This window comes from Cedecea lapagei (assembly GCF_900635955.1).
Lineage (GTDB): Bacteria > Pseudomonadota > Gammaproteobacteria > Enterobacterales > Enterobacteriaceae > Cedecea > Cedecea lapagei.
In genome coordinates, this window is record NZ_LR134201.1 from 1,428,983 (window position 1) to 1,454,789 (window position 25,807).

Genomic DNA, 25,807 nt, shown 5'->3' on the forward strand with positions numbered 1-25,807 from the left:
GGCTTTAGGCAGGTTACTCAGCGACACAGGTATAATTATGGTCGACAATAACTCCTCTACGTCGTCGGAATTTTTGCTGGAAATGACCGGCATTAATAAATCCTTCCCCGGCGTTAAGGCACTGGATAATGTTAATTTAAAAGTGCGTCCACACACAATTCACGCCCTGATGGGCGAGAATGGGGCGGGCAAATCGACATTATTGAAATGCCTTTTTGGGATCTACAGCAAAGATTCAGGCAGTATCCTTTTCCAGGGAAAAGAGGTGAATTTCAGCAGCACTAAAGAGGCGCTGGAAAACGGTATTTCTATGGTGCATCAGGAGCTTAACCTGGTCCTGCAGCGCACCGTGATGGACAATATGTGGCTCGGACGTTACCCGACCAAAGGCATGTTTGTCGATCAGGATAAGATGTACCGCGACACCAAAGAGATTTTGATGAGCTGGATATTGATATCGATCCGCGTGCTCGCGTAGGGACCTTATCCGTTTCTCAAATGCAGATGATTGAAATTGCCAAGGCTTTCTCCTATAACGCCAAAATCGTTATTATGGATGAGCCAACGTCTTCGCTGACGGAAAAGGAAGTTAATCATCTCTTTAAAATTATCCGCAAATTAAAAGAGCGCGGCTGCGGCATTGTCTATATCTCCCATAAAATGGAAGAAATATTTCAGCTGTGCGATGAGATTACTATTTTGCGTGACGGGCAGTGGATTGCCACCCAGCCGCTGGAAGGGCTGGATATGGACAAAATCATCGCCATGATGGTTGGCCGCTCCCTGAACCAGCGTTTCCCGGACAAATCCAACGTGCCGGGCGAAGTCATTCTCGAAGTGCGTAACCTGACCTCGCTGCGCCAGCCGTCAATTCGTGATATCTCCTTTGACCTGCACAAAGGTGAGATCCTCGGGATTGCGGGCCTTGTTGGCGCGAAGCGTACCGACATTGTGGAAACGCTGTTTGGTATACGCGAAAAATCTGGCGGTACCATTACGCTGCACGGCAAGAAAATCAATAACGGCAGCGCGAACGAAGCGATCAACCATGGTTTTGCGCTGGTCACCGAAGAGCGCCGCTCCACCGGGATCTACGCCTACCTGGATATCGGCTTTAACTCACTCATTTCCAATATTCGTAACTACAAAAATAAGGTCGGGCTGCTGGATAACTCCCGCATGAAAAGCGATACCCAGTGGGTTATCGACTCCATGCGCGTGAAAACGCCGGGGCACCGAACCTCCATCGGCTCGCTCTCCGGCGGTAACCAGCAGAAGGTGATTATCGGCCGCTGGCTGCTGACGCAGCCGGAAATTTTGATGCTGGATGAACCTACGCGCGGCATTGACGTGGGCGCCAAGTTTGAGATTTACCAGCTGATTGCCGAACTGGCCAAAAAAGGGAAAGGGATCATTATCATTTCGTCCGAGATGCCGGAATTGTTAGGAATTACAGATCGTATTCTGGTGATGAGCAACGGGCTCGTGGCCGGAATTGTAGACACCAAAACAACAACGCAGAACGAAATCCTACGTCTTGCGTCTGTGCACCTGTGATGATTTAGGGGCTATTAAAAATGAGTGCGTTAAATAAGAAGAGTTTTCTAACTTATCTGAAAGAGGGCGGCATCTACGTGGTGCTGCTGGTGCTGCTGGCGATCATTATTTTCCAGGATCCGACGTTTTTAAGCCTGCTTAACCTCAGCAACATTCTGACCCAGTCCTCGGTGCGTATTATTATCGCGCTGGGCGTGGCCGGGCTGATTGTCACCCAGGGGACCGACCTCTCCGCAGGTCGCCAGGTTGGGCTGGCGGCGGTTGTCGCGGCGACGCTCCTGCAGTCGATGGACAACGTCAACAAGGTGTTCCCGGACATGCACACCATGCCGATTCCGCTGGTGCTGCTGATTGTCTGCGCCGTGGGCGCGGTGATTGGCCTGGTGAACGGGATTATTATCGCTTACCTGAACGTGACGCCGTTTATCACCACCCTGGGCACGATGATTATCGTATACGGGATTAACTCCCTGTATTACGACTTCGTGGGCGCGTCGCCAATTTCCGGCTTCGACTCTCACTTCTCCACCTTTACGCAGGGCTTTATTGCGCTGGGCAGCTTCCGTCTGTCCTACATCACCTTCTATGCTCTGTTTGCGGTGCTGTTTGTCTGGGTGCTGTGGAACAAAACGCGCTTCGGGAAAAACATCTTCGCCATCGGCGGTAACCCGGAAGCAGCGAAAGTCTCCGGCGTTAACGTAGCGCTGAACCTGATCATGATTTATGCCCTGTCCGGCGTGTTCTATGCCTTTGGCGGGATGCTGGAGGCGGGCCGTATCGGCTCGGCGACCAACAACCTGGGCTTTATGTATGAGCTGGATGCGATTGCGGCCTGCGTGGTCGGCGGCGTGTCGTTCAGCGGCGGGGTGGGCACGGTTGTCGGCGTGGTCACCGGGGTTATCATCTTTACGGTGATTAACTACGGCCTGACCTATATCGGCGTGAACCCTTACTGGCAGTACATCATCAAGGGCGGCATTATTATCTTCGCCGTTGCGCTGGACTCCCTGAAGTACGCGCGTAAGAAATAATAATCTCCGCAGTTTGCACAAAGCCCGCACATTAAGTTGCGGGCTTTGTGCATAGCGTTAAAGCAGATATCACTTCTTCTCTTTTTTCTGTATTTCCAGCAGCTGTTCCGGGGTGACGGCCGGGTAGGCCTGGGCATCTTCCGGCACTTCCTGCTGCGACGGAATCGGTACTAAAGGACCGAGAAAACGTGGTTCACGTTTAAACAGGTACAAATCTGCCAGCGCACCCAGGCGAGCGCCAAATTCACGTGTACGTACGGTAAGCATATTTTTAGGCGAAGGGACCGCGTAGCACTGCGCCTGGATCCCCATATGCTGAGCGATAAACAGCGCGCGCTCACAGTGGAATCGCTGGGTAATGATGATGAAGTCGTTGGTATCGAAGACCTTACGAGTGCGAACAATCGAGTCCAGCGTGCGGAAGCCAGCATAATCCAGCACGATATCTGCCGGATCGACGCCGCCGGCAATCAGATCTTTGCGCATCGTCATCGGCTCGTTATAGCTTTGCTGCGCGTTGTCGCCGCTGAGCAGCAGGTAGTTTACCTTGCCGCTGTTATAGGCATTTAGCGCGCCCTGAATGCGGTACAGATAGTACTGATTGATGACGCCTGTGCGGTAATACTTGGCGGTACCCAGCACCACGCCCACCTGGCGATAGGGCAGATCCTGCAGTTCATCGTAGACGTAAGGTGCGGTTTTCCAGCTTATCCAGCGGTCGAGCCCGAGCGCAGTCGCCAGCGTTAAGCCGATAACAATAAGCAGGCTGTAAAACACGCGCTTCAACATGAACTTGCAGACTCGTTCGCGGGGTGAAATTTCATCCAAGGCTACTTTACCCGGCCCCCAAGAGCAAGAAACGCGGGTCCGGTTGGGGTAAATTTCAACAATGCGAGTGTGGGTACACCCGCAGCGGAGAATTATTGCGCAATATTAACGCACTCAACGGCTTCACAGCCCAGGGCTTTCAGCGTCGCGGAGGTGGCGTCCCACTGCAGCAGTGGCGCATCGGCTTTTTCTGCCAGCACGGCGCGCTTAATTTGCGGATAGTCATAACCATTAAGCGAAAGCAGGTTCAGTGCAGCCTGCAGCGGTGGAAGAGAAGGGTTAAACGCGGCGTTTTCTGCATAACTGCCGGTAAAGATTTTGCCGTCGATCGTTTCCAGCGCAACGCCCGCCGGGGCTTTACTGTAAGGCGCATGGCTGCGGTTAGCTGCGGCAATAGCCGCCTGAGTCAGGGCATCACCTTTAAGCGCAAAACCGTGATTTTCTTCGTCCAGCAGCAGCGTTTTGATGTCCAGATCGTGCGGGCCAAAGGCATCAGGCAGGTACTCGCCCAGCGTGGAGGGCTGGCGACCCGGCAGATGAATGCGCAGGGCTGTGCCGCTGTTCAGTTCGTTCATAAACTGGCGGCAGTGGCCGCATGGCGTGTAGTTGACGGTGATATCGACCAGGCCTTTTTCACCGCGCATCCACGCATGGGTGATGGCGCTTTGCTCGGCGTGTACGGTTTGCTGCATTGTGGCGCCAAGGAACTCCATATTGCCGCCAAAATAGAGATTACCGCTTACGCCACGTGCAACGGCGCCAACGTTAAAATGGGAGAGGTCCGCACGTGCACAGGCTGCAGCCAGTGGCAGAAGGGCGAAAGCCAGCTCATCATCGCCCAGCCCGGTTTGATGTTTTAGCGCTTCAACCTCGGCCGCGGTAAACATTGCCGGAAAGTGTTCGTCGGCAAGCAGGGGTTGCAAAGCGGTTTGCAGCGCGGCGGGAAGTTGTACAACAGCGGCATCAAAACGTGAACGCATGTTAAAGCCTCATAAAGGGTAACGGAAACGTAGTGTACGGATCTGTATAGGCTTGATATGTGATCTACTTCTAATTATTTGTGCAACTTATGAAAACAGATCTGAAAATGCGCGATCTCTCGCAGGCTTTAGCCAAAAAGCTTCAGCAGCACCGGGAATAAAAACGGCGCGATAAGCGAGGTCATAACCCCACAAATAACCAGCGCCAGTGAGCTAAAAGCGCCTTCCTGGAAGTCAAGCTCAGCGCAGCGTGCCGTGCCCAGCGCGTGAGAAGCGGTGCCCATTGCCAGCCCGCGTGAAGCCTTGGTGCTTATGCGCATCAGGTTCAGCAGCGTGTGGCCGAAGACCGCCCCCAGAATGCCGACAAAGATGACGCAGACTGCGCTGATGGCCGGAATACCGCCGATACCGCCGCCAACCGCCATCGCAATCGGGGTAGTCACGGATTTAGGCAGTACCGAGGCGGCGATCTCCGGTGAAGCGCCCATCAATAATGCAATAGAGGTCCCGGTAGACATCGCCACCATGCTGCCAATAAAGCAGATGGTGATAATGGACTTCCAGCGGGCGCGAATCTGATGGATTTGCTCATACAGAGGGAAAGCCAGCGCCACAACGGCAGGCTGCAGAAGGTCGTTAAGCACTTCGCTGCCTTTAAAATAGTGATCGTAAGGAATGCCGGTCACCAGCAACAACGGAATAATCACCACCATACAGACCAGCAGCGGGTTTAGCAGCGGCGATTTCAGCCAGGCCGCCAGTCTGCGGGCGGCGAAGAACACCACCAGCGTTAACGGTAAAGACCACCATATAAAATGCATCATTTTTTCCCTGCCTCGCCTTCACCAATCACTTTTCTTTCGCCGTGCACCAGGTGCGAACTCCAGCTCACGATGACAAGCACCACCAGCGTACTGATTAAACAGGAGATGACTACCGGGCCAAACTGGGCTTTCAGCACGTCGTAATACTGCATAACGCCAACGCCAATGGGGACGAACAGCAGAGCCATATAGCGAATCAGCAGATGACAGCTGGGTTTTACCCACTTCGCCGGCAGGATCTGCAGCGACAGCAGTACAAACAAAATCAGCATACCGATAATGCTGCCTGGGATGACGATAGGCAGTAAGGATGCGACAAAAATACCAGCATATAAGCACAGGTAAATTAAGACAAAAGCGCGAAGGTACTGCCAGATTATCGAGAACGAGTTACGCATGGTGGTTACCCTTTAAGAAACGCATTCATCATACAATTAAACTCGATATTGTGCTATCCGTCACAACATGAATTATGAGCATAACAAACATTCCCTGCGTGAAGGTTTCCTGGCTTAATGACGGCAAAAAAAAAGCGGCCCGGAGGCCGCTTTCATTCAATGGACTGCTGCTTAGTTCAGACGAACCGGCATCCCGGAGCGGTTCTGAATCGCCTGGTCGACAACGGTAGTGTCAACGTCGGACTGCGCTGTCACCTGCTGTACGCTGCTGGTCAGCTTAATTGGCACGATTTCACCGGAGTTAAACTGCGCTTCGGTCGTGGAAAGCGGGTTGTGAACTTCGATGTAGCGGCTGCCGTCTGGCTCGGTCGTTGCTTTTACCGGCTCATCAATAAACTGAACGCGGGTGCCAACCGGCACGTTGTCGAACAGGAACTTGATGTCTTCGTTACGCAGACGAACGCAGCCATGGCTTACGCGCAGGCCGATACCGAAGTTAGCGTTAGTACCGTGAATCGCATACAGATTACCGATGTACAGGGCGTACAGGCCCATCGGGTTATCCGGGCCCGCTGGCACAACGGCCGGCAGCGGCGTACCGGCAGCGACGTATTCAGCGTGCATTTTCGCGGTTGGGGTCCAGGTTGGGCCCGCCTTCTTACGCTCTACCTTGGTGGTCCAGTTGATCGGGGTATCTTTCCCCAGCTGGCCGATGCCGATGGGCAGCACGATCACGGTATTAGTGCCTTTCGGGTAGTAGTAGAGGCGCATTTCGGCGCTGTTAATCACAATCCCTTCATGCACGGTGTCCGGCAGGATCAGCTGCTGAGGGATGTTCAGGATGGTCCCGGCTTTTGGCAGGTACGGGTCAATCCCCGGGTTAGCTTCCAGCATGTTAGACAGTCCCATCTGGTACTGAGAAGCATACTCTTCCAGCGGCGCGGTGCTGCCTTCCGGAATAGTGATAACCTGGTTTTCACCAACCAGGCGGCTGCCGTTAGTCGGTAACGGATAAGTCACGGCGGAAGCAGAGAAAGACGCGACAGCCACAAAAGCCAGTAAGAGCGAGCGTAATTTCATATTCATGTTGTGCGAATTGTTATGCCAGACGGGCCAGCTAGTGAGTGTTCATGGATGATTTAGCCGCGCATTATATGTGCATTACATTCATCTGGGAAATCAGATGTGGATGAAATCACAATTTTTTCACACTGATTAACTCTTGAACGGTGAAGATGCGGGGCGACCCTTTATCAGTAGTTATGGCATAATGTGGCCGAAATCACATTCCAAAATCTCGACAACTTATTTCTCCAGGACATACCAGTGCTTGTATCCAGCAACGTTACCATGCAGTTTGGCAGCAAACCGCTGTTCGAAAATATCTCCGTCAAATTTGGCGGCGGCAACCGTTATGGCCTGATTGGCGCTAACGGAAGTGGCAAATCCACGTTCATGAAAATTCTCGGCGGGGACTTAGAGCCGACGCTGGGCAACGTTTCTCTCGACCCGAACGAGCGCATCGGTAAGCTGCGTCAGGATCAGTTCGCCTTCGAAAAATTCACCGTGCTCGACACCGTTATCATGGGCCACGGCGAGCTGTGGGAAGTGAAGCAGGAACGCGACCGCATTTATGCCCTGCCGGAGATGAGCGAAGAAGACGGTTACAAGTTGCCGACCTCGAAGTGAAATACGGCGAGATGGACGGCTACACCGCGGAAGCGCGTGCAGGCGAACTGCTGCTCGGCGTAGGTATTCCGCTGGAGCAGCATTACGGCCCGATGAGCGAAGTGGCTCCAGGCTGGAAACTACGTGTGCTGCTGGCGCAGGCGCTGTTCTCTAACCCGGACATCCTGCTGCTCGATGAGCCAACGAACAACCTGGACATCGACACCATCCGCTGGCTGGAGCAGACGCTGAACGAACGTGACAGCACCATGATCATCATCTCGCACGACCGTCACTTCCTGAACATGGTCTGCACCCATATGGCTGACCTGGACTACGGCGAACTGCGCGTTTATCCGGGCAACTACGACGAATACATGACGGCGGCGACCCAGGCTCGTGAGCGTCTGCTGGCCGATAACGCGAAGAAGAAAGCGCAGATTGCCGATCTGCAATCCTTCGTTAGCCGCTTTAGCGCCAACGCCTCTAAATCTCGTCAGGCGACCTCTCGTGCCCGTCAGATTGATAAAATCAAGCTGGACGAAGTGAAGGCCTCCAGCCGTCAGAACCCGTTCATCCGCTTCGAGCAGGATAAAAAACTGTTCCGAAACGCGCTTGAAGTTGAAGCGCTGACCAAAGGGTTTGAGAACGGCCCGCTGTTTAAAAACTTCAACCTGCTGCTGGAAGTGGGCGAGAAGATTGCCATTCTGGGCGCCAACGGCGTGGGTAAATCCACTCTGCTGAAAACCCTGGTCGGCGAACTGGCTCCGGATAGCGGCAGCGCAAAATGGTCTGAGAATGCTCAGATTGGCTACTATGCGCAGGACCACGAATACGAGTTCGAAAACGATCTCACCGTCTTCGACTGGATGAGCCAGTGGAAGCAGGAAGGCGACGACGAGCAGGCGGTGCGCAGCATCCTTGGCCGTCTGCTGTTCAGCCAGGACGACATCAAGAAGCCGGCTAAGGTGCTGTCCGGGGGTGAGAAGGGCCGTATGCTGTTCGGCAAGCTGATGATGGAAAAACCGAACATCCTGATCATGGACGAACCGACGAACCACCTGGATATGGAATCTATCGAGTCGCTGAACATGGCGCTGGAGATGTACCAGGGGACGCTGATCTTTGTTTCCCACGACCGTGAGTTTGTTAGCTCGCTGGCAACCCGAGTGCTGGAAATCACGCCACAGCGCGTGATTGACTTCACCGGCGGCTACGAAGATTACCTGCGCAGCAAAGGGATCGACGGGTAATTTTACCCTCATCCTAACCCTCTCCCAAAAGGGAGAGGGGACATTTTCCCTTTGGGATGAGGGGCAATTACAGCCCCCACACCTCACATTCCACGCCGTTCACCAGCAGGCGACGCCTTTCTCCATCAGGCAAAGACAGCTTAATCTTGCGCCACGCGGGCTGATAATCACCTTTGCGGCTGAAGGCCACGTTAATGGCATCTGCCGAGCAGGTTATTTCCCAGCTAAGCCAGAGCGCATCACCTTCTTTATAGCCCCAGGATTCTCCGTCATCCTCAAACAACATTCCGTGGGAAACGCCAGCACCCTGCAGCGGGTAAACCTTCAGCTCCCGAACGGTATCGTCCTGCGGGGAAACGTAGCTGATGCGTTCGCTGTGGGGAAGCGCTGCTCCGGCACGTACCAGCAAAGGCAAGCGTTCGAGCGGTGCGGGCAGGGTAACTGTCTGGCCGCCGCTAAACCACTCGCCGGTATAATAGTCGTACCAGCCGTGCTCATTGGCCGGCAGCCATAAAGTGCGCTCGCGCGCTCCCGGCTCCACCACGCTTGCGACAAGGAGATCGCGGCCCAGCAGAAACTCATCGCACTCATCAAACGTCTTCTCATCGTGTTCGTGGTCGAGGAACGTTGGGCGCAGCATAGGTTCGTCATCCGCATGTGCCTGCCACAGCAGCGTGTAGAAATAAGGCAGCAGACGATAACGCAGCTCGATTGCGCTGCGGATGGTGGGGGTGACAGCCGGATACATCCACGGTTCGTTGACCGTGTGGTCATCATTCCAGGAGTGGATCGTAAAGCGTGGGTGCATCACGCCGTTCTGAACCCAGCGAACGAAAAGCTCGGCGTCCGGTTTATCGCCTGAAAAACCGCCCACGTCATGCCCGACGTTATAAAGCCCGGACAGGCTCATACCCACTCCCATCCGCGTGTTGTAGCGCAGCGTATTCCAGCTGGTGCGGTTGTCGCCGCTCCAGGTCTGAACGTAGCGCTGCATCCCGGCGCAGCCGGAGCGGGAAATCAGATACGGGCGCTTTTCAGGGGCAAATTTCTGCTGAGCCTCCATCGAGGCGCGCATCATCAGCAGCGGCATCACCGGGCGAATGTGCTTGATGGCTATTGGATTGCCGAAACCGTGGCAGCGTGCTTCGCCGTCCCACACTTCGTATTCGTTGTTGTCGTTCCACGTAGAGCCGATGCCCATCTCCAGCAGCTGCGTGGTGACGCCAGTCTGCCACCATTTCACCGTAGCCGGGTTGGTGAAGTCCAGGTGTGAACCCTCATCGTCCCAGAAGCTGGAGCGCTCTGGCGCATCTGATTCTGAATCTTGAATAAATAGTCCACCGGCGGCGACCTCTTCGTAGCGCGGATGATCCTGCAGCAGGCAAGGCTTAATGTTGGCCGCAAGGCGGATCCCTGCTTCCGTGAACGCCTGGCTCATCGCCTTCGGCTGCGGCACCTTTTCATGGTTCCAGTTAAATACGTAGCGCTTATTGTTGATTGAGGTATAGCCCGATGAAAGCTGGAAAGAGTCGCACGGAATCGCGTGCTGCTGGCTCAGACGAATAAAATTCATTAGCTGATGCTGGGCGTCTGGCGCGTCGGTGTAATGCATCGTTGACCCGCTGTAGCCCAGGCTCCATTTTGGACCAAAAAAGGTTTTCCCGGTCAGGCGCACGAACGCTTTGGTAACGTCCAGCACGCGAGGGCCGAGAAGCAGGTAGTAGTCAAGGTCTCCGGCTTCCGCCTGCCAGCGGCGGTAGGGCAGGTGGTAGTTGTCTATCTCGTTTCCCAGATCCAGCCAGCAGCTGCTCAGGTTGTCATAGAACATGCCAAAGCTGACGTCGTCGCGGCGCGTAATGGTGAAGGGGATATGTTTGTAAAGCGGGTCGGTGGACTCCGCGTTGTAGCCCATCGCATCCAGATTACGCATCTCATAGCGCCTGCCGGTTCGGTTCAGCGGCCCGGCTTTTTCACCCAGCCCATAAAAGCGCTCGCCGGCAAAACGACGCTGATAGTGGGCCACGCCATCGCCGTGGGCGTTAAGCTGGTAGGCGCTGGTGGGGCGATCGCAGGCGAGGGGTTTCCATTCGTCCTGTTCCGTTTTGTATTCCCACTCCAGATAAAGCGGCTGATGAACAATAACGCGCAGACTGTTGGTGCTGACGATGAGGAGATCAGACCGCTGTTCCAGCGTGAAGCCTGGCAGGGTAAACCCGGCGAGGCTCTCACGTTCGCGGCCTTCCCAGGCCACATCCTGCTGCGGAGCGATACTCCAGGTGCGGTCGAGCGCCAGCCCTTGCTGACGTTTAATCAACACGCGAAACAGCTTCTCCTCGAGAACATACAGATGCAGCGAATGTTTCCCGTCGAGGGTCAAAATCAGCTGGCTGTGATCCTGTTTTACGAGCGTCCAGTTTTTGAGGGTTTTCATTAGCAATTATCCATTTCAGGGACGTTTTTCACGGCGTTCGGCGATAAACGCCACCAGGAACACCGCACCGATCAGGTCAAAGAAGCCCATGGCGACAAACAGCGGGTTGAAGCCAATCTTGTCGGCGGTGACGCCGATAATCAGGGAGAAGATAAAGCTGGCAATCCAGGCCGACGAACCGCGCATGCCGTTGACGGTAGCCATCTGCCCTTTGTCAAACGAGTCCACCACCAGCGCGCTGAGCATGCAGGAGATAATCTGGTGCCCGAAGCCGCCGATGGAGATAAGCACAATGGCCAGCCACGGATCCCGGGTCACGGCGACCAGCGCCAGAGAAAGCATCAGAAAAGCGCCGGTGACCGAGCTGGCAACCACCGAGTTGGTGCGCGAGCAGCCGAACAGGCGGACATAAACTTTGGTCAGATAGCCGCTGGCAATACTGCCGATATCGGCGGCCAGGAAAGGGAGCCAGGCAAACATGGCTATCTGTTTCAGATCCATGCCACGCTCATTGGCCAGATAGAGCGGAACCCAGAAGCTAAGCACGGCCCAGGCGGGTTCTGCCATAAAGGCCGGGATGGCGATGCCGTAGAAGCGTTTGTTTTTGGAGACGGTTTTCAGGGCGGTGAAGAACGGCAGTTTCACGGCAGGCGGCTCGTTATCCTGCTTGATGAACGCCAGCTCTTCTTTGCTCAGGTTCGGGTGTTGCTCAGGGTTATGGTAAAACAGCCACCATAAAACGACCCACACCAGCGCCAACGCGCCGCTGAACATAAAGGCTCCCTGCCAGCCAAAAAAGCTGTGGGCGAAGTAGATAATTGGCGGGGCCAGCATCGCGCCGATGGAAAAACCAACTCCGGCCCAGCCTGCGGCTATCGGGCGCTCTTTTTTCGGGAACCATTCACCGAGCGTTTTGGCATTGGCGGGCGTAGCAGCGGCCTCCGCGCCGCCCATCATAAAGCGCAAAATGGCCAGCTGTAGCCAGCTTCCGGCTCCGGCATGCAGCATGCACATTACCGCCCAGATGCTGGCGCAGATTAGAAAGCCGACTTTCAGTCCAATAACGTCTATTAGCCAGCCGCACAGCGGCTGAAACAGGGTATAGGCCAGCTGGAAAGCGCCCACTATCCAGGAGTATTGTTCGGTGGTAATGCCGAGAGAGGTTTTCAGCTCCGGCGCCAGGATCCCCAGTGCGTTACGGGTGATGTAGTTGACGGTCACGCCAAGCAGGAACAGAACCAGAACCCACCAGCGTAAATGCCGGAAAATGCGTCCTGCGCTAACGATTGCGACCGGTTTATCGATTCCTTGACTCATAGTTCACTCCACCTTGTAGGGTAATTAGTCGAATTGGTATGCCACTCTCCGGGGCAATGAATTTATTTTATTTATTTGATTTTTATGAAGTTAATATAAGCCAATCTTTTTGATTGAAATGTTTTTGCTCAACTAAACGGAGCCTAATTGAGTTATCAGCCAACCAATAGCGCAATTTTTGCAAAAATTTTCATAATCTGATCTGACACGAAGAAACGGCGCTGTGCTTCCGGCACCATGGCTTATTCATGGCCATGAAAATTTTTTCATTTCACAAACGGGCGTCGATCACAAAATGAGTAAAACACTAAAAATTGCCGAAATTTCCACGCAGACAGGGCTGTCGATCAGCACGGTTTCCCGCGTGCTGGCGGGCAAGGGGAATACCAGTGAACTTGCCCGCCAGCAGGTGCTTGCCTGCGCCAGGGAAAAGGGCGTACTGCAGGGGATTGCGGCAGGAAGGCTGCTGGTGAACAGCCTGGTGGTTTTTGCTCCCCGTCGGGCGTTTGATGAGCGGCTGGATGTCTTTTACTACCGGGTGATGCAGGGTATTGGGAAAGCCCTTGAGCCTCACGATGCCAGGCTGCGTTTTTGCGCGCTGGAAGAGAATGACAGTGATGCCGGGCTGTTTCTCAGCAAGATGAACGAGCCAGAAACCGAAGCGGCCATGCTGTTGGGGATAGATGATACCCATATTCATGATTTAGCGGCCGACCTGGGCAAACCCTGCGTGTTGATCAACTGCCAGGATCGCAAAATGCGCCTCTCCGGGGTGGCGCCGGATCACCTGATGATAGGCCGCTTCGCCGCAAACTATCTGTTCGACATGGGGCATAAAGGCGTGTTGACGCTGATGTGCCTGCGTCGCTACACCATGGAGCAGCGCCTGGCCGGGATTCGTGATGCGTGGGACTGCCGTAATCTGTCGTTCGATGAGACTCGCCATCTGCTGGTTGCCAGCAGCTTTGGCGCAAAAGAGAGTGAGGCGTTAATCAGCGACTATCTGGCGACTACGCCCCGGCCAGCCTGGCCGAGCGCGCTGCTGGTTGGCGGCGACTTTATGGCCTCTGGCGCGGTGAGCGCCCTGCAAAAGGCCGGACTGCGCGTGCCTCAGGATATGTCGGTGATGAGCATCGACGGTTTTAACCTGGCCGAAATCCATGACGTCCCTTTAACCTCGGTTCATGTTCCCAGGGATGAGCTGGGGGAGGAGGCGGTCCAGCTGCTCCAGCAGCGCCTGATGAGGCCGGAAGCCTCGGTGGTGAATACTCTTTTAGCCGGTAAGATCAGGGTGCGTGAATCGGTACGAAGATTGGGGACAGGTAAAGGCGGTGCGGCGTTAACCAGCGATAAACTCTACGACTGAGCGGAAAAGAAGCATAAATAAACCCTAAACAACACAAGCCTTTTGCCTTGCGCCCGCAGCTTAACTCCCTACTATAGGCCGCGGAAGACTTGCAGTATCTCGTTAGGCGAGGCTCCTGTACAAACATAGGTTGCTGATCTGACGACGTCGAGAGACGCCCAAGATTAGGACAGGTTATATCGAGCGAAGGTATAACCCCAGGTAACTTCCCCCGCTTTTGGGGATACGTTGTACAGTGCTAAAACCGAGACATGGAGATAGCGTCAGCACTCTCATATCTTGCTTCGCCCCAGGATGAGGACTGTTTATTTTTAAAACAGTAACCGGGGAAAAATCATGACCTTTTCAACTAATACCTCAGCGCACTCTCGCGCTTCTTTGGCCGTGTCCGTCAAACTGCCATCCTCTGAGTCACAAAATACCGTGCTGGCTTATCTGAGCCAGGACTACATCGCTCTACCGCCCGGAACTTCGGTGGCGGAAGCGCAGGCGCTGTTCTGCTCGGGCATTAAAAACGAGCAGATCCCGTCGCAGATCTTTGTGGTGGACGATGATGATCATCTGTTTGGCCTCGTGCCGGTAAAATCGCTGCTGCAGGCGGACAAAGAGGCGCTGCTGAGTGACCTGATGAGATCCGTTGGTTTCTCATTAACGCCGGAAAAAACGCGTCATGAAGCCTGCGTGGAGATCAAAAAGTCGGCTTCTAACTACATTCCCGTGCTGAGCTACGGCAAGCTGAAAGGCGTGCTGGGTCCACTGGAAATTGCTCAGCTGCTTGAGGACGAAAACACGCTGGATAGCCAGCTTCAGGGCGCCTCTTCGCCGCTGGAAACGCCTTACCTGCAAAGCAGCGTCTTTACGCTGTGGCGCAAAAGATCGGTCTGGCTGCTTCTGCTGTTCGTTGCCGAGGCCTACACCAGCTCGGTCATCAAATCGTTTGAGGATCAGCTGGAAGCGGCGATTGCGCTGGCATTCTTTATCCCTTTGCTGATTGGCACCGGCGGCAACACCGGCACGCAGATCACCTCGACCCTCGTCAGGGCGATGGCGCTGGGCGAAGTGGGGTTAAAGGATTTGGGCGCTATCCTGCGTAAGGAAATTTCGGCCTCGGTGCTGATTGCCTTAACGATTGGTACTGCCGGGTTTATCCGGGCGTGGATGCTGGGCGTAGGCATGGAAGTGATGATGGTGGTGAGCCTGACGCTTATCGCGATTACCGTCTGGAGCGCGATTGTTTCATCGATTATTCCGATGCTGCTGCGTAAGGTGAACATCGATCCGGCCGTTGTCTCCGCACCGTTTATTACCACCCTGATCGACGGAACGGGTTTGCTGATTTACTTCGAAATCGCCAAAGTAATGCTCACCGATCTGGCCGTTTAAAAAATAACGGGGATAGCAATATCCCCGTTTTTCATACTAGCCACAAACTTCACACTGCGGGTGACGCGCCAGCTTCATCTCTCTGAACTGGCAGGTCATCGCATCGTAAAGCACGATTTTACCGCGGGCCGGCGTGCCGTAGTTTGCCAGCAGCTTAATGGCCTCCATGGCTTCCAGCGAGCCAACGATCCCGACCAGGGGAGCCATCACGCCCGCCTCCACGCAGCTCAGCGTGCTTTCCCCAAACAGGCGGCTCAGACAGCGGTAGCAGGGCTCATTTTCCTGGTACGTGAATACGCTAATCTGGCCCTCCATGCGGATTGCTGCCCCGGAAACCAGCGGCGTTTTATGCTGATGGCAGCAGCGATTTAGCTGATTGCGGATGGTCACGTTATCCGTGCAGTCCAGCACGACATCATGCCTGGCGACCAGCTCATCAAGCTGCGGTTCGTCAAGCAGCGCATTCACCGCCTCAAGCTGGATGTGTGGATTGATCGCCGCCAGTGAATCTCGCGCGGAATCTACCTTAGGTTTACCGATGGTCGCATCGCTGTGCAGCGTTTGTCGCTGAAGGTTGGAGAGCGAAACGGTATCGAAATCGAGCAGGGTAAGATGCCCCACGCCTGCCGCCGCCAGATACTGTGCCGCAGCGCAGCCCAGCCCGCCAAGCCCGACGATGAGAACCCGCGAGGCTTTCAGCTTCTCCTGGCCATCAAAGTCAAAGCCGCGCAGCACAATCTGGCGGTTATAGCGCAGCATTTCTTCATCGCTCAGCTCAACCATCTCAGCCTCCGAGCAGCGGGTTAAACGGTTCGACCTCAACCCATTCTCCGGCTTCAACATTGCCGCGCTCTCGCTCCAGCACCACAAAGCAGTTGGCCTGGCTAAAGGAGCTGAAAATATGCGAGCCCTGGTGCCCGGTGCTCAGCACCTCAAGCTCACCCTGCTCATTGCGACGCAGAATGCCGCGCTGGAAGTCGAGGCGGCCCGGTGATTTCTTCAGTTTGCCGACGGTGCGCACGCGCATTCGCGGAGGAAGAGGGCTGCTCAGCTGGCCGCTCAGTTTTGCCAGCAGCGGCTGCACCAACTGGTAGAAGGTCAGCGCAGCTGAAACCGGGTTACCCGGCAGGCCGCAGAACCAGCTGTTTTTGAGGCGTCCAAAAGCAAAAGGTTTGCCCGGCTTAATCGCCAGCTTCCAGAAGCCCACTTCGCCCAGCTCTTCGAGAATTTGTTTGGTGTAATCAGCTTCGCCCACTGAAACGCCGCCGCTGCTGATGACGACGTCTGCCCGGCTGTCCGCCTCTTTAAACACCGCGCGAAGCGCATCCTGATCGTCACGAACAATGCCGAGGTCAATGACTTCGCAGCCCAGCTGCTCCAGCATGATGTGTACCGCCAGGCGGTTGGTATCGTAAATCTGGCCTTCGGCCAGCGGCTGGCCTGGGAGCTGGAGTTCGTCTCCGGTAGAAAACACCGCCGCACGCACTTTGCGATGGACCTTAACCTCCGGGATGCCGAGGGAGGCAATCAGCGGCAGTTCAGCTGCGGTCAGCTTCAGGCCTGCTGCCAGCACGCTGGCGCCCTGGCGGATATCCTCGCCACGGCGGCGAATATTTTGGCCATTCTTCACGACGGCGTTAAAACGCACGCCGCTTTCGGTCACTTCTGTCTCTTCCTGCATCACTACGGCTTCTGCCCCGGCAGGAATCGGCGCGCCGGTCATGATGCGTACGCAGGTGCCCGCAGGCCATTCATCGCTGAACGGCTGCCCGGCAAAGGCTTTACCCGCAACAGGCAGCGCGCCGCCGGCTTTGATATCTGCCAGCCGCACCGCATACCCGTCCATCGCTGAATTGTCGAAACCCGGGACATCAAGCGGAGAGAAAACGGGGGCGGCGGTGATGCGGCCCGTAGCCTGCAGCAGCGGCAGGGTTTCCGTTTCGGACAACGGGTGAATACGGGACAGCATCTGTTCAAGCGCGGTTTCAAGCGGGATCAGCCCGGCGGTAAATTCCATTCGTGGCTCCTGGAGCAGGGACAAAATAAGGGCTTAGTATGGCAGAAAACGCCGCCAGGCGGCATGTCCGGGATCAGCAAAAAAACGCCGGCCAGCGGCCAGATATGCGTTACATCACGTTGTCACGTTTCTTCTTTACGCTCGGTCTGCGCGTAAACAGCCATTGGCTATAGTCATGGTGGCTACTACAAAACCTCTGCAAGGAAGAACTGATGATAAGAAAACCAAAAGTATTTCCATTCAGTATGCTGGCTATCGCTGTGGGCTTCACTTCATCCACCTTTGCCTTTGATTCACTCACCGTATTTGGCGACAGTCTCAGCGATACCGGCAACAACGGGCGCTGGACCTGGAACAGCAGCCAGAACAAGCTCTACGACGAACAGCTTGCCGGGCGCTATGGCCTGACGTTAACGCCATCCCGCGAGGGCGGCAGCAACTATGCCGCAGGTGGGGGCACCGCGGTGCCAGCGCTGAACCCGGCAGATAATACCCAAAACCAGGTGCAGCGCTACCTGAGCCAGACCGGCGGACGTGCAGACGGCAACGGTTTATACATTCACTGGATAGGCGGAAACGACCTTGCCGCGGCCGCCACGCAGCCTGCGCTTGCGCAGGGAATTGCCGCCAACAGCGCGGCCAACGCTGCGGCTCAGGTTGGCGCTTTACTTGATGCCGGAGCCGGGCTGGTGGTGGTGCCGAATGTCCCGAATATCGGGGCAACACCAACGCTGATGGAGCTGGTGCTTAGCGCGGGGCTGGGCGCGGCGGCAACGCCGGCCATCCAGGCCGCCTATGCCTCTCTTGATGCGGCGCAAACCCCTGACCTCGCGAGCCGCCAGCAGGCGATTCATCAGGCGTTGCAGGCGGCGGCTTACGTCGTCAGCGCTAACCCGCTTATTCAGCAGGGCGTCGCCGCTCAGCTCATCGCCGCCTACGACGAGGCCGTGCAGCAGGCTTCTCTGCTCACCACGTTTTACAATAGCGCCGAGGATCGGGCTTTGCTGCAGCATGGAGGCAATATTGCGCGGGCGGATATCAACGGCGTCTTCCAGGAGATCCTTGCCAACCCTCAGGCATTCGGCCTGACCAACACCGCCGGGATGGCCTGTCCACCTGGCGTTGCGGCCACCGACTGCACAAGCTCAACGCCAGGATTTAATGCTGCTCAGGATTATTTATTTGCCGACCACTTCCACCCCGGCCCGCAGGTACACAGCATTATTGCCCAATATATTGAGTCGATTATCGCCGCGCCGGCGCAGGTGACACGTCTTAACCAGGGGACCCAGGCGATGGTGCGCGGCAGCCGGGCAACCCTCGACAGCCGCTATCAGCAGCTGCGGCATGGCGATAACGCGGCAGGTACACTGGGCGTGTTCGGCGGCTACAGCGGCGGTTATCAGCGTTACAGCGGAAAGAGTGACACCGGGGACGGCAAAGGGAACACCAATAACCTGACCGTCGGGCTCGACTACCAGCTGAATGAAAACGTGGTACTGGGGGGATTGATAGCCGGTTCGCTGGACAACCAGCGCCCGGAGGATAACTATCGCTTCGACACACGAGGTTTTCAGGCCGCGCTCTTTGGTCAGCTCAGGGCAGGGCAGGCCTGGCTGAACGGCGACGTGCATTATCTCTCTGCGGATTTCACCAATATTCAGCGCGATATCACGCTGGGGCAGCTAACCCGCACCGAAAAAGGTGATACCGATGGCAGGCTCTATGGTGCGAGATTAACGGCTGGCTACGATATTCCCGTCACGAACTGGCTGACCACGGGGCCGATGTTGCAATACGCCTGGGACTACAGCCACGTAAATGGCTACGGTGAAAAGGGGAGCAGCAGCACCGCCATGCGTTTTGGCGACCAGAACGGTCATTCACAAATCGGCAGCGCGGGCTGGCGAGTGGACACTAAGCTGGGGGCCATTAATCCTTGGGCGCAGGCAAGCTACCGTCATCAATTTGGGGATGACAACTACCGTGCGAACGGCGGCTTAAAATCCACGGCGCTGACCTTCAGCCGCAGCGGCGAAGCGGTGGATAAAAACTGGGCAGATATTGCCGTCGGGGCCGATATGCCGCTCTCTGATACCGTCTCTGCTTTTGCGGCGGTGTCACAAACGGCCGGTTTAAGCGACGGTAACCAGACCAGCTATAACGTGGGGATCAGCGCGAAGTTCTAAGATTTTGTTATTACCTGAAAAAGGGCGACTTTAGTTTCAAAAGTCGCCCTTGTCTGCTGCCACCGGGGCTGCCTGCGCCTCGCCGGGCAAAGTCAATTTTCTTTACAACACTTTTACGTCTTTCTATATTCAAAAATCGTATCAATGTTTGGCAACGATTCTGATATTTATAGAAAAAACGTTGTCAGATGCCACTTTCTACAGGCAATGCCGAATGACCAAAGCCGTTATCGCTATCCATGGCGGGGCCGGAGCCCTGACCCGCGCGCAGCTGACGCCGGAAAAAGAGCAGCAGTTTATCCGCGCGCTATCCGCAATAGTGGAAGCCGGGCAGCAGATCCTCGAGCAAGGCGGCAGCGCGCTGGACGCCGTAACCGAGGCGGTACGCCTGCTGGAAGAGTGTCCGCTTTTCAACGCGGGGATCGGGTCGGTTTTCACCAGCGAGGGCAGACATGAGCTTGATGCCTGCGTGATGGACGGCAACAGCCTGGATGCCGGGGCCGTGGCGGGCGTCAGCCATATTCGTAACCCGATTCTTGCGGCCAGGCTGGTGCTGGAAAACAGCCCGCACGTGCTGATGATTGGCGAAGGGGCGGAACGTTTTGCCGTGCAGCAAGGCCTTGAGCCGGTAGCGGAAACGCTTTTTTCGACCGAGGAGCGCTACCAGCAGCTGCTTCGCGCCCGTGAAAGCCAGCAAACGCTGCTGGATCATGACGGAGCAGAGCCGATAGATGCCGATACGAAGTTTGGCACGGTAGGCGCAGTGGCGCTGGATAAACGCGGTAACCTCGCCGCGGCGACCTCCACCGGCGGGATGACCAATAAACTGCCGGGCCGGGTGGGCGATTCGCCGCTGGTTGGTGCGGGCTGCTACGCCAATAACGCCAACGTGGCGGTCTCCTGCACCGGCACCGGAGAAGTCTTTATACGCACGCTTGCGGCCTATGATATTGCTGCCCTGATGGAGTATGCCGGGCTAAGCCTGCAGCAGGCTGCCGAACGTGTGGTGATGGAAAAACTGCCCGCCCTGGGCGGCAGCGGCGGCATGATTGCCATCGACAATCAGGGTAACGTCGCGCTGCCGTTTAACAGCGAAGGGATGTACCGCGGCTTTGGTTTTGTGGGCGATGCCCCTAATGTAGGAATTTATCGTGACCAGGAGAGTTAATGCCGCACAGTCATGAGCTGCCGGACGAGCAGGTGCTCGCCGTTAGCGATCTCAATATTCGTTTTCGCCAGCAGCAGCAGGTCACCGAGGCTGTGCGTCACCTGTCGCTGACCCTTAACCGCGGCGAAACGCTGGCGATTGTTGGCGAGTCGGGTTCCGGAAAGTCGGTGACGGCGATGGCGCTGATGCGCCTGCTGGAGCAGGGTGGCGGCCAGGCTGAGTGCGAGAAGCTGCTGCTGCGACGCCGCAACGGCGAAGTGATCAACCTCCCCGAGCTAAGCAGCGCGCAGATGCGTCGCGTTCGCGGCGCGGATGTAGCGATGATTTTCCAGGAGCCGATGACCTCGCTAAATCCGGTGTTCACCGTCGGCGAGCAGATTGCCGAATCCATTCGTTTACATCAAAAGCTTGACGGGCGCGCGGCGCTGGCTGAAGCAAGGCGTATGCTTGAGCGCGTTCGCATTCCCGAAGCTCAGGCCATCCTGAACCGCTACCCACACCAGCTTTCCGGCGGTATGCGCCAGCGAGTGATGATAGCCATGGCGCTCTCCTGCCGCCCGGCGGTGCTGATTGCCGATGAGCCGACAACCGCTCTCGACGTGACTATTCAGGCACAAATTCTGCAGCTTATTCAGGTGCTGCAGGATGAAATGCAGATGGGGGTGATTTTTATCACCCACGATATGGGCGTGGTAGCCGATATTGCCGATCGCGTGCTGGTGATGTACCGGGGTGAAGCGGTGGAGACCGGCACCGTTGAGCAAATATTCCAGAATCCGCAGCACGATTATACTCGTGCCTTACTGGCCGCCGTCCCGCGTCTGGGGGCCATGAACGGCAGCGATTTGCCGCGTAAATTTCCGCTGATGGTGCCGGGAAAAGAGGGCCAGCAGGAGCCGGAAACCGAGCAGGATACCATTCCTCAGGGGGCCAGGCCGGTGCTGGAAGTGCGCGACCTGGTGACCCGCTTTCCGCTGCGCAGCGGAATATTCAACCGCGTGACCCGCCAGGTTCATGCCGTGGAAAAGGTGAGCTTTGATTTACTGCCCGGCGAGACTCTGTCGCTGGTGGGAGAGTCCGGCTGCGGCAAATCGACCACCGGGCGCTCGCTGCTGCGGCTGGTTGAAACCCAGGGCGGCACCATCACCTTTAACGGTCAGCGTATTGATAATTTGCCTAACGGCGACCTGCAGCATGTACGCAAAGATATTCAGTTTATTTTCCAGGATCCGTATGCCTCGCTGGACCCGCGCCAGACGGTGGGGTACTCCATTATGGAGCCGCTGCTGGTTCACCATGCTATGCCAAAAGATGAGGCTCAGCAGCGTGTTGCCTGGCTGCTTGAGCGCGTGGGGCTGCAGCCGGAACACGCCTGGCGGTATCCGCATGAATTCTCCGGTGGCCAGCGTCAGAGGGTCTGTATCGCCCGCGCGCTGGCGCTGAACCCGAAGGTGGTGATCGCCGACGAGTCCGTCTCCGCGCTGGACGTTTCGATTCGGGCGCAGATAGTTAACCTGCTGCTCGACCTGCAGCGCGAGTTCGGCATCGCTTTCCTGTTTATCTCCCACGACATGGCCGTCGTGGAGCGCATCAGCCATCGCGTGGCGGTGATGTACCTGGGCCAGATTGTTGAAATTGGCCCGCGCCGCGCGGTGTTTGAAAACCCCCAGCACCCGTATACCCGCAAGCTCATGGCGGCGGTGCCGGTGGCTGACCCAACCCGTAAGGGACGCAAACCCGTATTAGTGTCTGACGAGATCCCCAGTGCCACACGCAGCCTGGGGGATGAACCGCACGTAGCACCGCTGGTTGCGGTGGGGCCCGGGCATTTTGTCGCCCGCCATCCCATCGGCAGCAGTGAAAATCGCCTCTAAAGGAAAACAATAATGACAGCTAACACAACGCAAAAATGGCTGCTGGCGGCGGGACTGGTCTCCGCCGTTATCGCCACGCCCGCTCTCGCGGCTAAAGATGTCGTCGTAGCGGTAGCCTCAAACTTCACCACGCTCGATCCGTACGATGCTAACGACACGCTGTCGCAGGCGGTGGCGAAGTCGTTTTATCAGGGCTTATTCGGGCTCGATAAAGACATGAAGCTGCAGAACGTGCTGGCGGAGAGCTACAAGGTCTCCGATGACGGTCTGGTATACACCATCAAATTACGTTCTGGCGTGAAGTTCCAGGACGGCACCGACTTCAACGCCGAGGCGGTAAAAGCTAACCTTGACCGCGCCAGCAACCCGGATAACCACCTCAAGCGCTATAACCTGTATAAAACGATCGCCAAAACCGAAGCGGTCGATCCTTCGACGGTAAAAATCACCTTAAAAGAGCCGTTCTCGGCGTTTATCAATATCCTGGCTCACCCGGCGACGGCGATGATCTCTCCGGCGGCGCTGCAAAAGTACGGCAAAGATATCGGCTTCCATCCGGTGGGTACCGGCCCGTATCAGCTGGACACCTGGAATCAGACCGACTTTGTGAAGGTGAAGAAATTCGCCGGTTACTGGCAGCAGGGCCTGCCGAAGCTGGACAGCATTACCTGGCGTCCGGTAGTCGATAACAACACCCGTGCGGCGATGCTGCAAACCGGCGAAGCGCAGTTTGCGTTCCCGATTCCTTACGAGCAGGCCGGCGTGCTGGAGAAAAACAGCAAGCTTGAGCTGGTGGCTTCCCCGTCTATCATGCAGCGCTATATCAGCATGAACGTGACGCAAAAGCCGTTTGATAACCCGAAGGTGCGTGAAGCCATTAACTACGCGATCAACCGTCAGGCGCTGGTGAAAGTAGCCTTCTCCGGTTATGCCACGCCTGCGGAAGGGGTGGTGCCGCCTTCCATCGCCTATTCCGAAAAATTTAAACCCTGGCCTTACGATCCGGCCAAGGCTAAAGCGCTGCTGAAAGAAGCCGGTTTCCCGAACGGCTTTGAAACCACGCTCTGGTCGTCCCATAACCACAGCACCGCGCAGAAAGTTCTGCAGTTCACCCAACAGCAGCTGGCACAGGTCGGCATCAAAGTGAAAGTGACGGCGATGGACGCCGGGCAGCGCGCGGCAGAAGTGGAGGCTAAAGGGCAGAAAGAGAGCGGCGTAAGGATGTTCTACACCGGCTGGTCGGCTTCAACCGGCGAGGCCGACTGGTCTCTGTCACCGCTGTTTGCCTCCCAGAACTGGCCGCCAACCTTGTTCAATACCGCGTTCTACAGCAATCCTCAGGTGGACAAAGATCTTGCTGATGCGCTGAAAACCACAAAACCAGAAGAGAAAGCGAAGCTGTATAAGGATGCGCAGGAGATCATCTGGAAAGAGTCTCCGTGGGTGCCTCTGGTAGTGGAAAAGCTGGTTTCAGCCCACAGCAAAAATCTCACCGGGTTCTATGTGATGCCGGACACCGGATTCAGCTTTGATAATGCGGATCTGAAGTAGCGTGATAATGACCCTCACCCCAGCCCTCTCCCTGCAAGGGAGAGGGCGAAAGCGAAATCCGTCTCTGTTCCCTCTTCCCTTTGGGGAGAGGGTGAGGGGCCGCGATGTTTAGCTATTTCCTCAAGCGCCTTTTGGGCCTGATCCCGACACTGTTTATCGTTGCGGTGCTGGTATTTCTGTTCGTGCACATGTTGCCCGGTGACCCGGCGCGGCTGATTGCCGGCCCAGAGGCCGACGCGACGGTCATTGAACTTGTTCGTAAGCAGCTGGGGCTGGATCAGCCGCTGTGGCGGCAGTTCCTGCACTACATCACCCATGTTGTGCAGGGCGATTTTGGCACTTCGCTGGTGTCTCGCCGCCCGGTGTCCGAAGAGATTGCCAGCCGCTTTATGCCTACTCTATGGCTGACGCTGACCAGCATGGCCTGGGCCACGCTGTTTGGCCTGGCGACCGGCATCGTGGCCGCCGTCTGGCGTAACCGCTGGCCGGACCGCCTGAGCATGACGCTTGCCGTCTCGGGCATTTCATTCCCGGCTTTTGCGCTGGGGATGCTGCTGATGCAGGTTTTCTCGGTTGAATTGGGCTGGCTTCCCACGGTGGGAGCCGACAGCTGGCAGCACTATATTTTGCCGTCTATCACCCTTGGCGCCGCGGTGGCGGCGGTGATGGCGAGATTCACCCGCGCGTCGTTTGTGGATGTGCTGCACGAAGATTATATGCGTACCGCCCGGGCAAAAGGCGTGAGCGAAACGCTGATCGTAGTAAAACACGGCCTGCGCAACGCGATGATCCCGGTGATCACTATGATGGGGCTGCAGTTCGGTTTCCTGCTTGGCGGCTCGATTGTGGTGGAGAAAGTGTTTAACTGGCCGGGGTTAGGGCGCCTGCTGGTGGATTCGGTGGAGATGCGCGACTACCCGGTTATTCAGGCGGAAGTGCTGCTGTTTTCGCTGGAGTTTATTGTGATCAATTTAGTGGTGGATCTGCTGTATGCCGCCATTAACCCGGCCATCAGGTACAAATAAGGATGCGACTTTTAAACTGGCGACGCCAGGCCATAGTAAACGCGATGCCGGTGGTTCGCGCCGGGCAAATTCGTACCCCGTGGAGTGAATTTTTACGCCGCTTTCGCCAGCAGCCGGTGGCGATGACCGCCGGGCTGTTTGTGCTTTTGCTGATACTGGTTGCGCTGATAGCGCCGTGGATAGCGCCTTTTGATGCCGAAAACTACTTCGACTACGACAGGCTGAATGAGGGGCCGTCGGCCCTGCACTGGTTCGGCGTTGACTCGCTGGGGCGCGATATTTTTAGCCGTGTGCTGGTCGGGGCGCAAATTTCCCTCGCCGCCGGGGTCTTTTCGGTACTTATCGGCGCGCTTATCGGCACCTTCTTTGGTCTGCTTGCGGGCTATTACGAAGGCTGGTGGGACCGCATCATCATGCGTATTTGTGATGTGCTCTTCGCCTTCCCCGGCATCCTGCTGGCCATTGCCGTGGTAGCGGTGATGGGCAGCGGCATGACTAACGTGATTATAGCGGTAGCGATTTTCAGCATCCCGGCCTTTGCCCGCCTCGTTCGCGGCAATACTCTGGTGCTGAAGCAGCAAACTTTTATTGAGTCTGCTCGTAGCATTGGTGCCCCGGATACGACTATTATCTTCCGACATATCCTGCCGGGAACCGTTTCGTCGATCGTGGTCTATTTTACGATGCGAATTGGTACCTCGATTATTTCTGCCGCCAGCCTCTCTTTTCTCGGCCTTGGCGCCCAACCTCCGACGCCGGAGTGGGGGGCCATGCTGAACGAGGCCAGGGCAGATATGGTCATCGCCCCGCACGTAGCTATTTTCCCGAGTCTCGCCATCTTTCTGACCGTGCTGGCGTTCAACTTACTGGGTGATGGGCTACGGGATGCGCTGGATCCCAAAATTAAAGGCTAAGCTGCGGCAGTACGTTAGTGGCCCTGGAGTAGA

At 56.3% G+C, this 25,807-nt stretch carries 18 protein-coding genes, 2 pseudogenes and 1 riboswitch; of the genes and pseudogenes, 11 read left to right on the forward strand and 9 right to left on the reverse strand.

All coding sequences use genetic code 11. From position 1 onward, the window contains the following. Positions 1-37: 37 nt before the first annotated feature. A pseudogene (gene mglA, locus EL098_RS06975) lies at positions 38-1,557 on the forward strand (galactose/methyl galactoside ABC transporter ATP-binding protein MglA). 20 nt (positions 1,558-1,577) lie between these two features. Next, a complete protein-coding gene (mglC, locus tag EL098_RS06980; protein WP_008455248.1) occupies positions 1,578-2,588 on the forward strand; it encodes a galactose/methyl galactoside ABC transporter permease MglC in 1,011 nt (336 codons plus the stop codon). 69 nt (positions 2,589-2,657) lie between these two features. On the opposite strand, the gene sanA is transcribed toward mglC, so the two are convergent. The 5 genes from sanA to ldtB all read right to left on the reverse strand — a co-directional run bounded on the left by sanA (position 2,658) and on the right by ldtB (position 6,704). Continuing rightward, a complete protein-coding gene (gene sanA, locus EL098_RS06985) occupies positions 2,658-3,377 on the reverse strand; it encodes an outer membrane permeability protein SanA (RefSeq protein WP_126355574.1) in 720 nt (239 codons plus the stop codon). 131 nt (positions 3,378-3,508) lie between these two features. Next, positions 3,509-4,396 (reverse strand): cytidine deaminase, encoded by an 888-nt coding sequence (cdd, locus tag EL098_RS06990; protein WP_126355575.1) that lies wholly within the window; start codon positions 4,394-4,396, stop codon positions 3,509-3,511. 128 nt (positions 4,397-4,524) lie between these two features. Next, the gene (locus EL098_RS06995) at positions 4,525-5,220 is read right to left on the reverse strand and encodes a CidB/LrgB family autolysis modulator (RefSeq protein WP_126355576.1); all 696 of its coding nucleotides are present in this window, start codon (positions 5,218-5,220) and stop codon (positions 4,525-4,527) included. Beyond that, a complete protein-coding gene (locus tag EL098_RS07000) occupies positions 5,217-5,618 on the reverse strand; it encodes a CidA/LrgA family protein (RefSeq protein ID WP_126355577.1) in 402 nt (133 codons plus the stop codon). Before EL098_RS07000 ends, EL098_RS06995 begins: the two co-directional genes overlap by 4 nt. Positions 5,619-5,789: 171 nt before the next feature. Next, positions 5,790-6,704, reverse strand: a complete 915-nt coding sequence (gene ldtB, locus EL098_RS07005) for a L,D-transpeptidase (RefSeq protein ID WP_126355578.1) — start codon at positions 6,702-6,704, stop codon at positions 5,790-5,792. 240 nt (positions 6,705-6,944) lie between these two features. On the opposite strand from ldtB, the pseudogene EL098_RS07010 reads away from it, so the two are divergent. Further along, positions 6,945-8,539, forward strand: a pseudogene (locus tag EL098_RS07010) (ABC-F family ATPase). A gap of 67 nt (positions 8,540-8,606) precedes the next feature. Here EL098_RS07010 and EL098_RS07015 read toward each other — a convergent pair. Next, the gene (locus EL098_RS07015; protein WP_126355579.1) at positions 8,607-10,970 is read right to left on the reverse strand and encodes a glycoside hydrolase family 31 protein; all 2,364 of its coding nucleotides are present in this window, start codon (positions 10,968-10,970) and stop codon (positions 8,607-8,609) included. Positions 10,971-10,985: 15 nt separating this feature from the next. After that, positions 10,986-12,287: an MFS transporter gene (locus EL098_RS07020; protein WP_126355580.1), complete on the reverse strand. Its 1,302-nt coding sequence runs from the start codon at positions 12,285-12,287 to the stop codon at positions 10,986-10,988. A 295-nt stretch (positions 12,288-12,582) separates the two neighbouring features. On the opposite strand from EL098_RS07020, the gene EL098_RS07025 reads away from it, so the two are divergent. Both EL098_RS07025 and EL098_RS07030 read left to right on the forward strand, forming a co-directional pair. Further along, a complete protein-coding gene (locus EL098_RS07025; RefSeq protein WP_126355581.1) occupies positions 12,583-13,653 on the forward strand; it encodes a LacI family DNA-binding transcriptional regulator in 1,071 nt (356 codons plus the stop codon). A 91-nt stretch (positions 13,654-13,744) separates the two neighbouring features. Beyond that, positions 13,745-13,917, forward strand: a riboswitch (M-box (ykoK) riboswitch). 72 nt (positions 13,918-13,989) lie between these two features. Then, a complete protein-coding gene (locus EL098_RS07030; RefSeq protein ID WP_126355582.1) occupies positions 13,990-15,036 on the forward strand; it encodes a magnesium transporter in 1,047 nt (348 codons plus the stop codon). Positions 15,037-15,072: 36 nt separating this feature from the next. Here EL098_RS07030 and moeB read toward each other — a convergent pair whose 3' ends face one another. Further along, complete coding sequence (gene moeB, locus EL098_RS07035; RefSeq protein WP_126355583.1) at positions 15,073-15,819, reverse strand: molybdopterin-synthase adenylyltransferase MoeB; 747 nt, start codon at positions 15,817-15,819, stop codon at positions 15,073-15,075. 1 nt (position 15,820) lies between these two features. After that, positions 15,821-17,053, reverse strand: coding sequence for a molybdopterin molybdotransferase MoeA (moeA, locus tag EL098_RS07040; RefSeq protein ID WP_126355584.1), 1,233 nt, complete (start codon positions 17,051-17,053; stop codon positions 15,821-15,823). Positions 17,054-17,298: 245 nt separating this feature from the next. Here moeA and EL098_RS07045 point away from each other — a divergent pair, with 245 nt between their 5' ends. From EL098_RS07045 to gsiD, 6 genes are all read left to right on the forward strand, one after another. After that, complete coding sequence (locus EL098_RS07045) at positions 17,299-19,242, forward strand: autotransporter outer membrane beta-barrel domain-containing protein (protein ID WP_408609121.1); 1,944 nt, start codon at positions 17,299-17,301, stop codon at positions 19,240-19,242. Positions 19,243-19,456: 214 nt separating this feature from the next. After that, on the forward strand, positions 19,457-20,410 hold the full coding sequence (gene iaaA, locus EL098_RS07050; protein WP_126355586.1) for a beta-aspartyl-peptidase: 954 nt from the start codon (positions 19,457-19,459) through the stop codon (positions 20,408-20,410). Continuing rightward, complete coding sequence (gene gsiA, locus EL098_RS07055) at positions 20,410-22,284, forward strand: glutathione ABC transporter ATP-binding protein GsiA (RefSeq protein WP_126355587.1); 1,875 nt, start codon at positions 20,410-20,412, stop codon at positions 22,282-22,284. Before iaaA ends, gsiA begins: the two co-directional genes overlap by 1 nt. A gap of 12 nt (positions 22,285-22,296) precedes the next feature. Further along, the gene (gene gsiB / locus EL098_RS07060; RefSeq protein ID WP_126355588.1) at positions 22,297-23,835 is read left to right on the forward strand and encodes a glutathione ABC transporter substrate-binding protein GsiB; all 1,539 of its coding nucleotides are present in this window, start codon (positions 22,297-22,299) and stop codon (positions 23,833-23,835) included. A gap of 104 nt (positions 23,836-23,939) precedes the next feature. Beyond that, positions 23,940-24,860, forward strand: a complete 921-nt coding sequence (gene gsiC / locus EL098_RS07065; RefSeq protein WP_126355589.1) for a glutathione ABC transporter permease GsiC — start codon at positions 23,940-23,942, stop codon at positions 24,858-24,860. A gap of 2 nt (positions 24,861-24,862) precedes the next feature. Continuing rightward, positions 24,863-25,774, forward strand: a complete 912-nt coding sequence (gene gsiD, locus EL098_RS07070; RefSeq protein ID WP_126355590.1) for a glutathione ABC transporter permease GsiD — start codon at positions 24,863-24,865, stop codon at positions 25,772-25,774. Positions 25,775-25,807 lie beyond the last annotated feature (33 nt).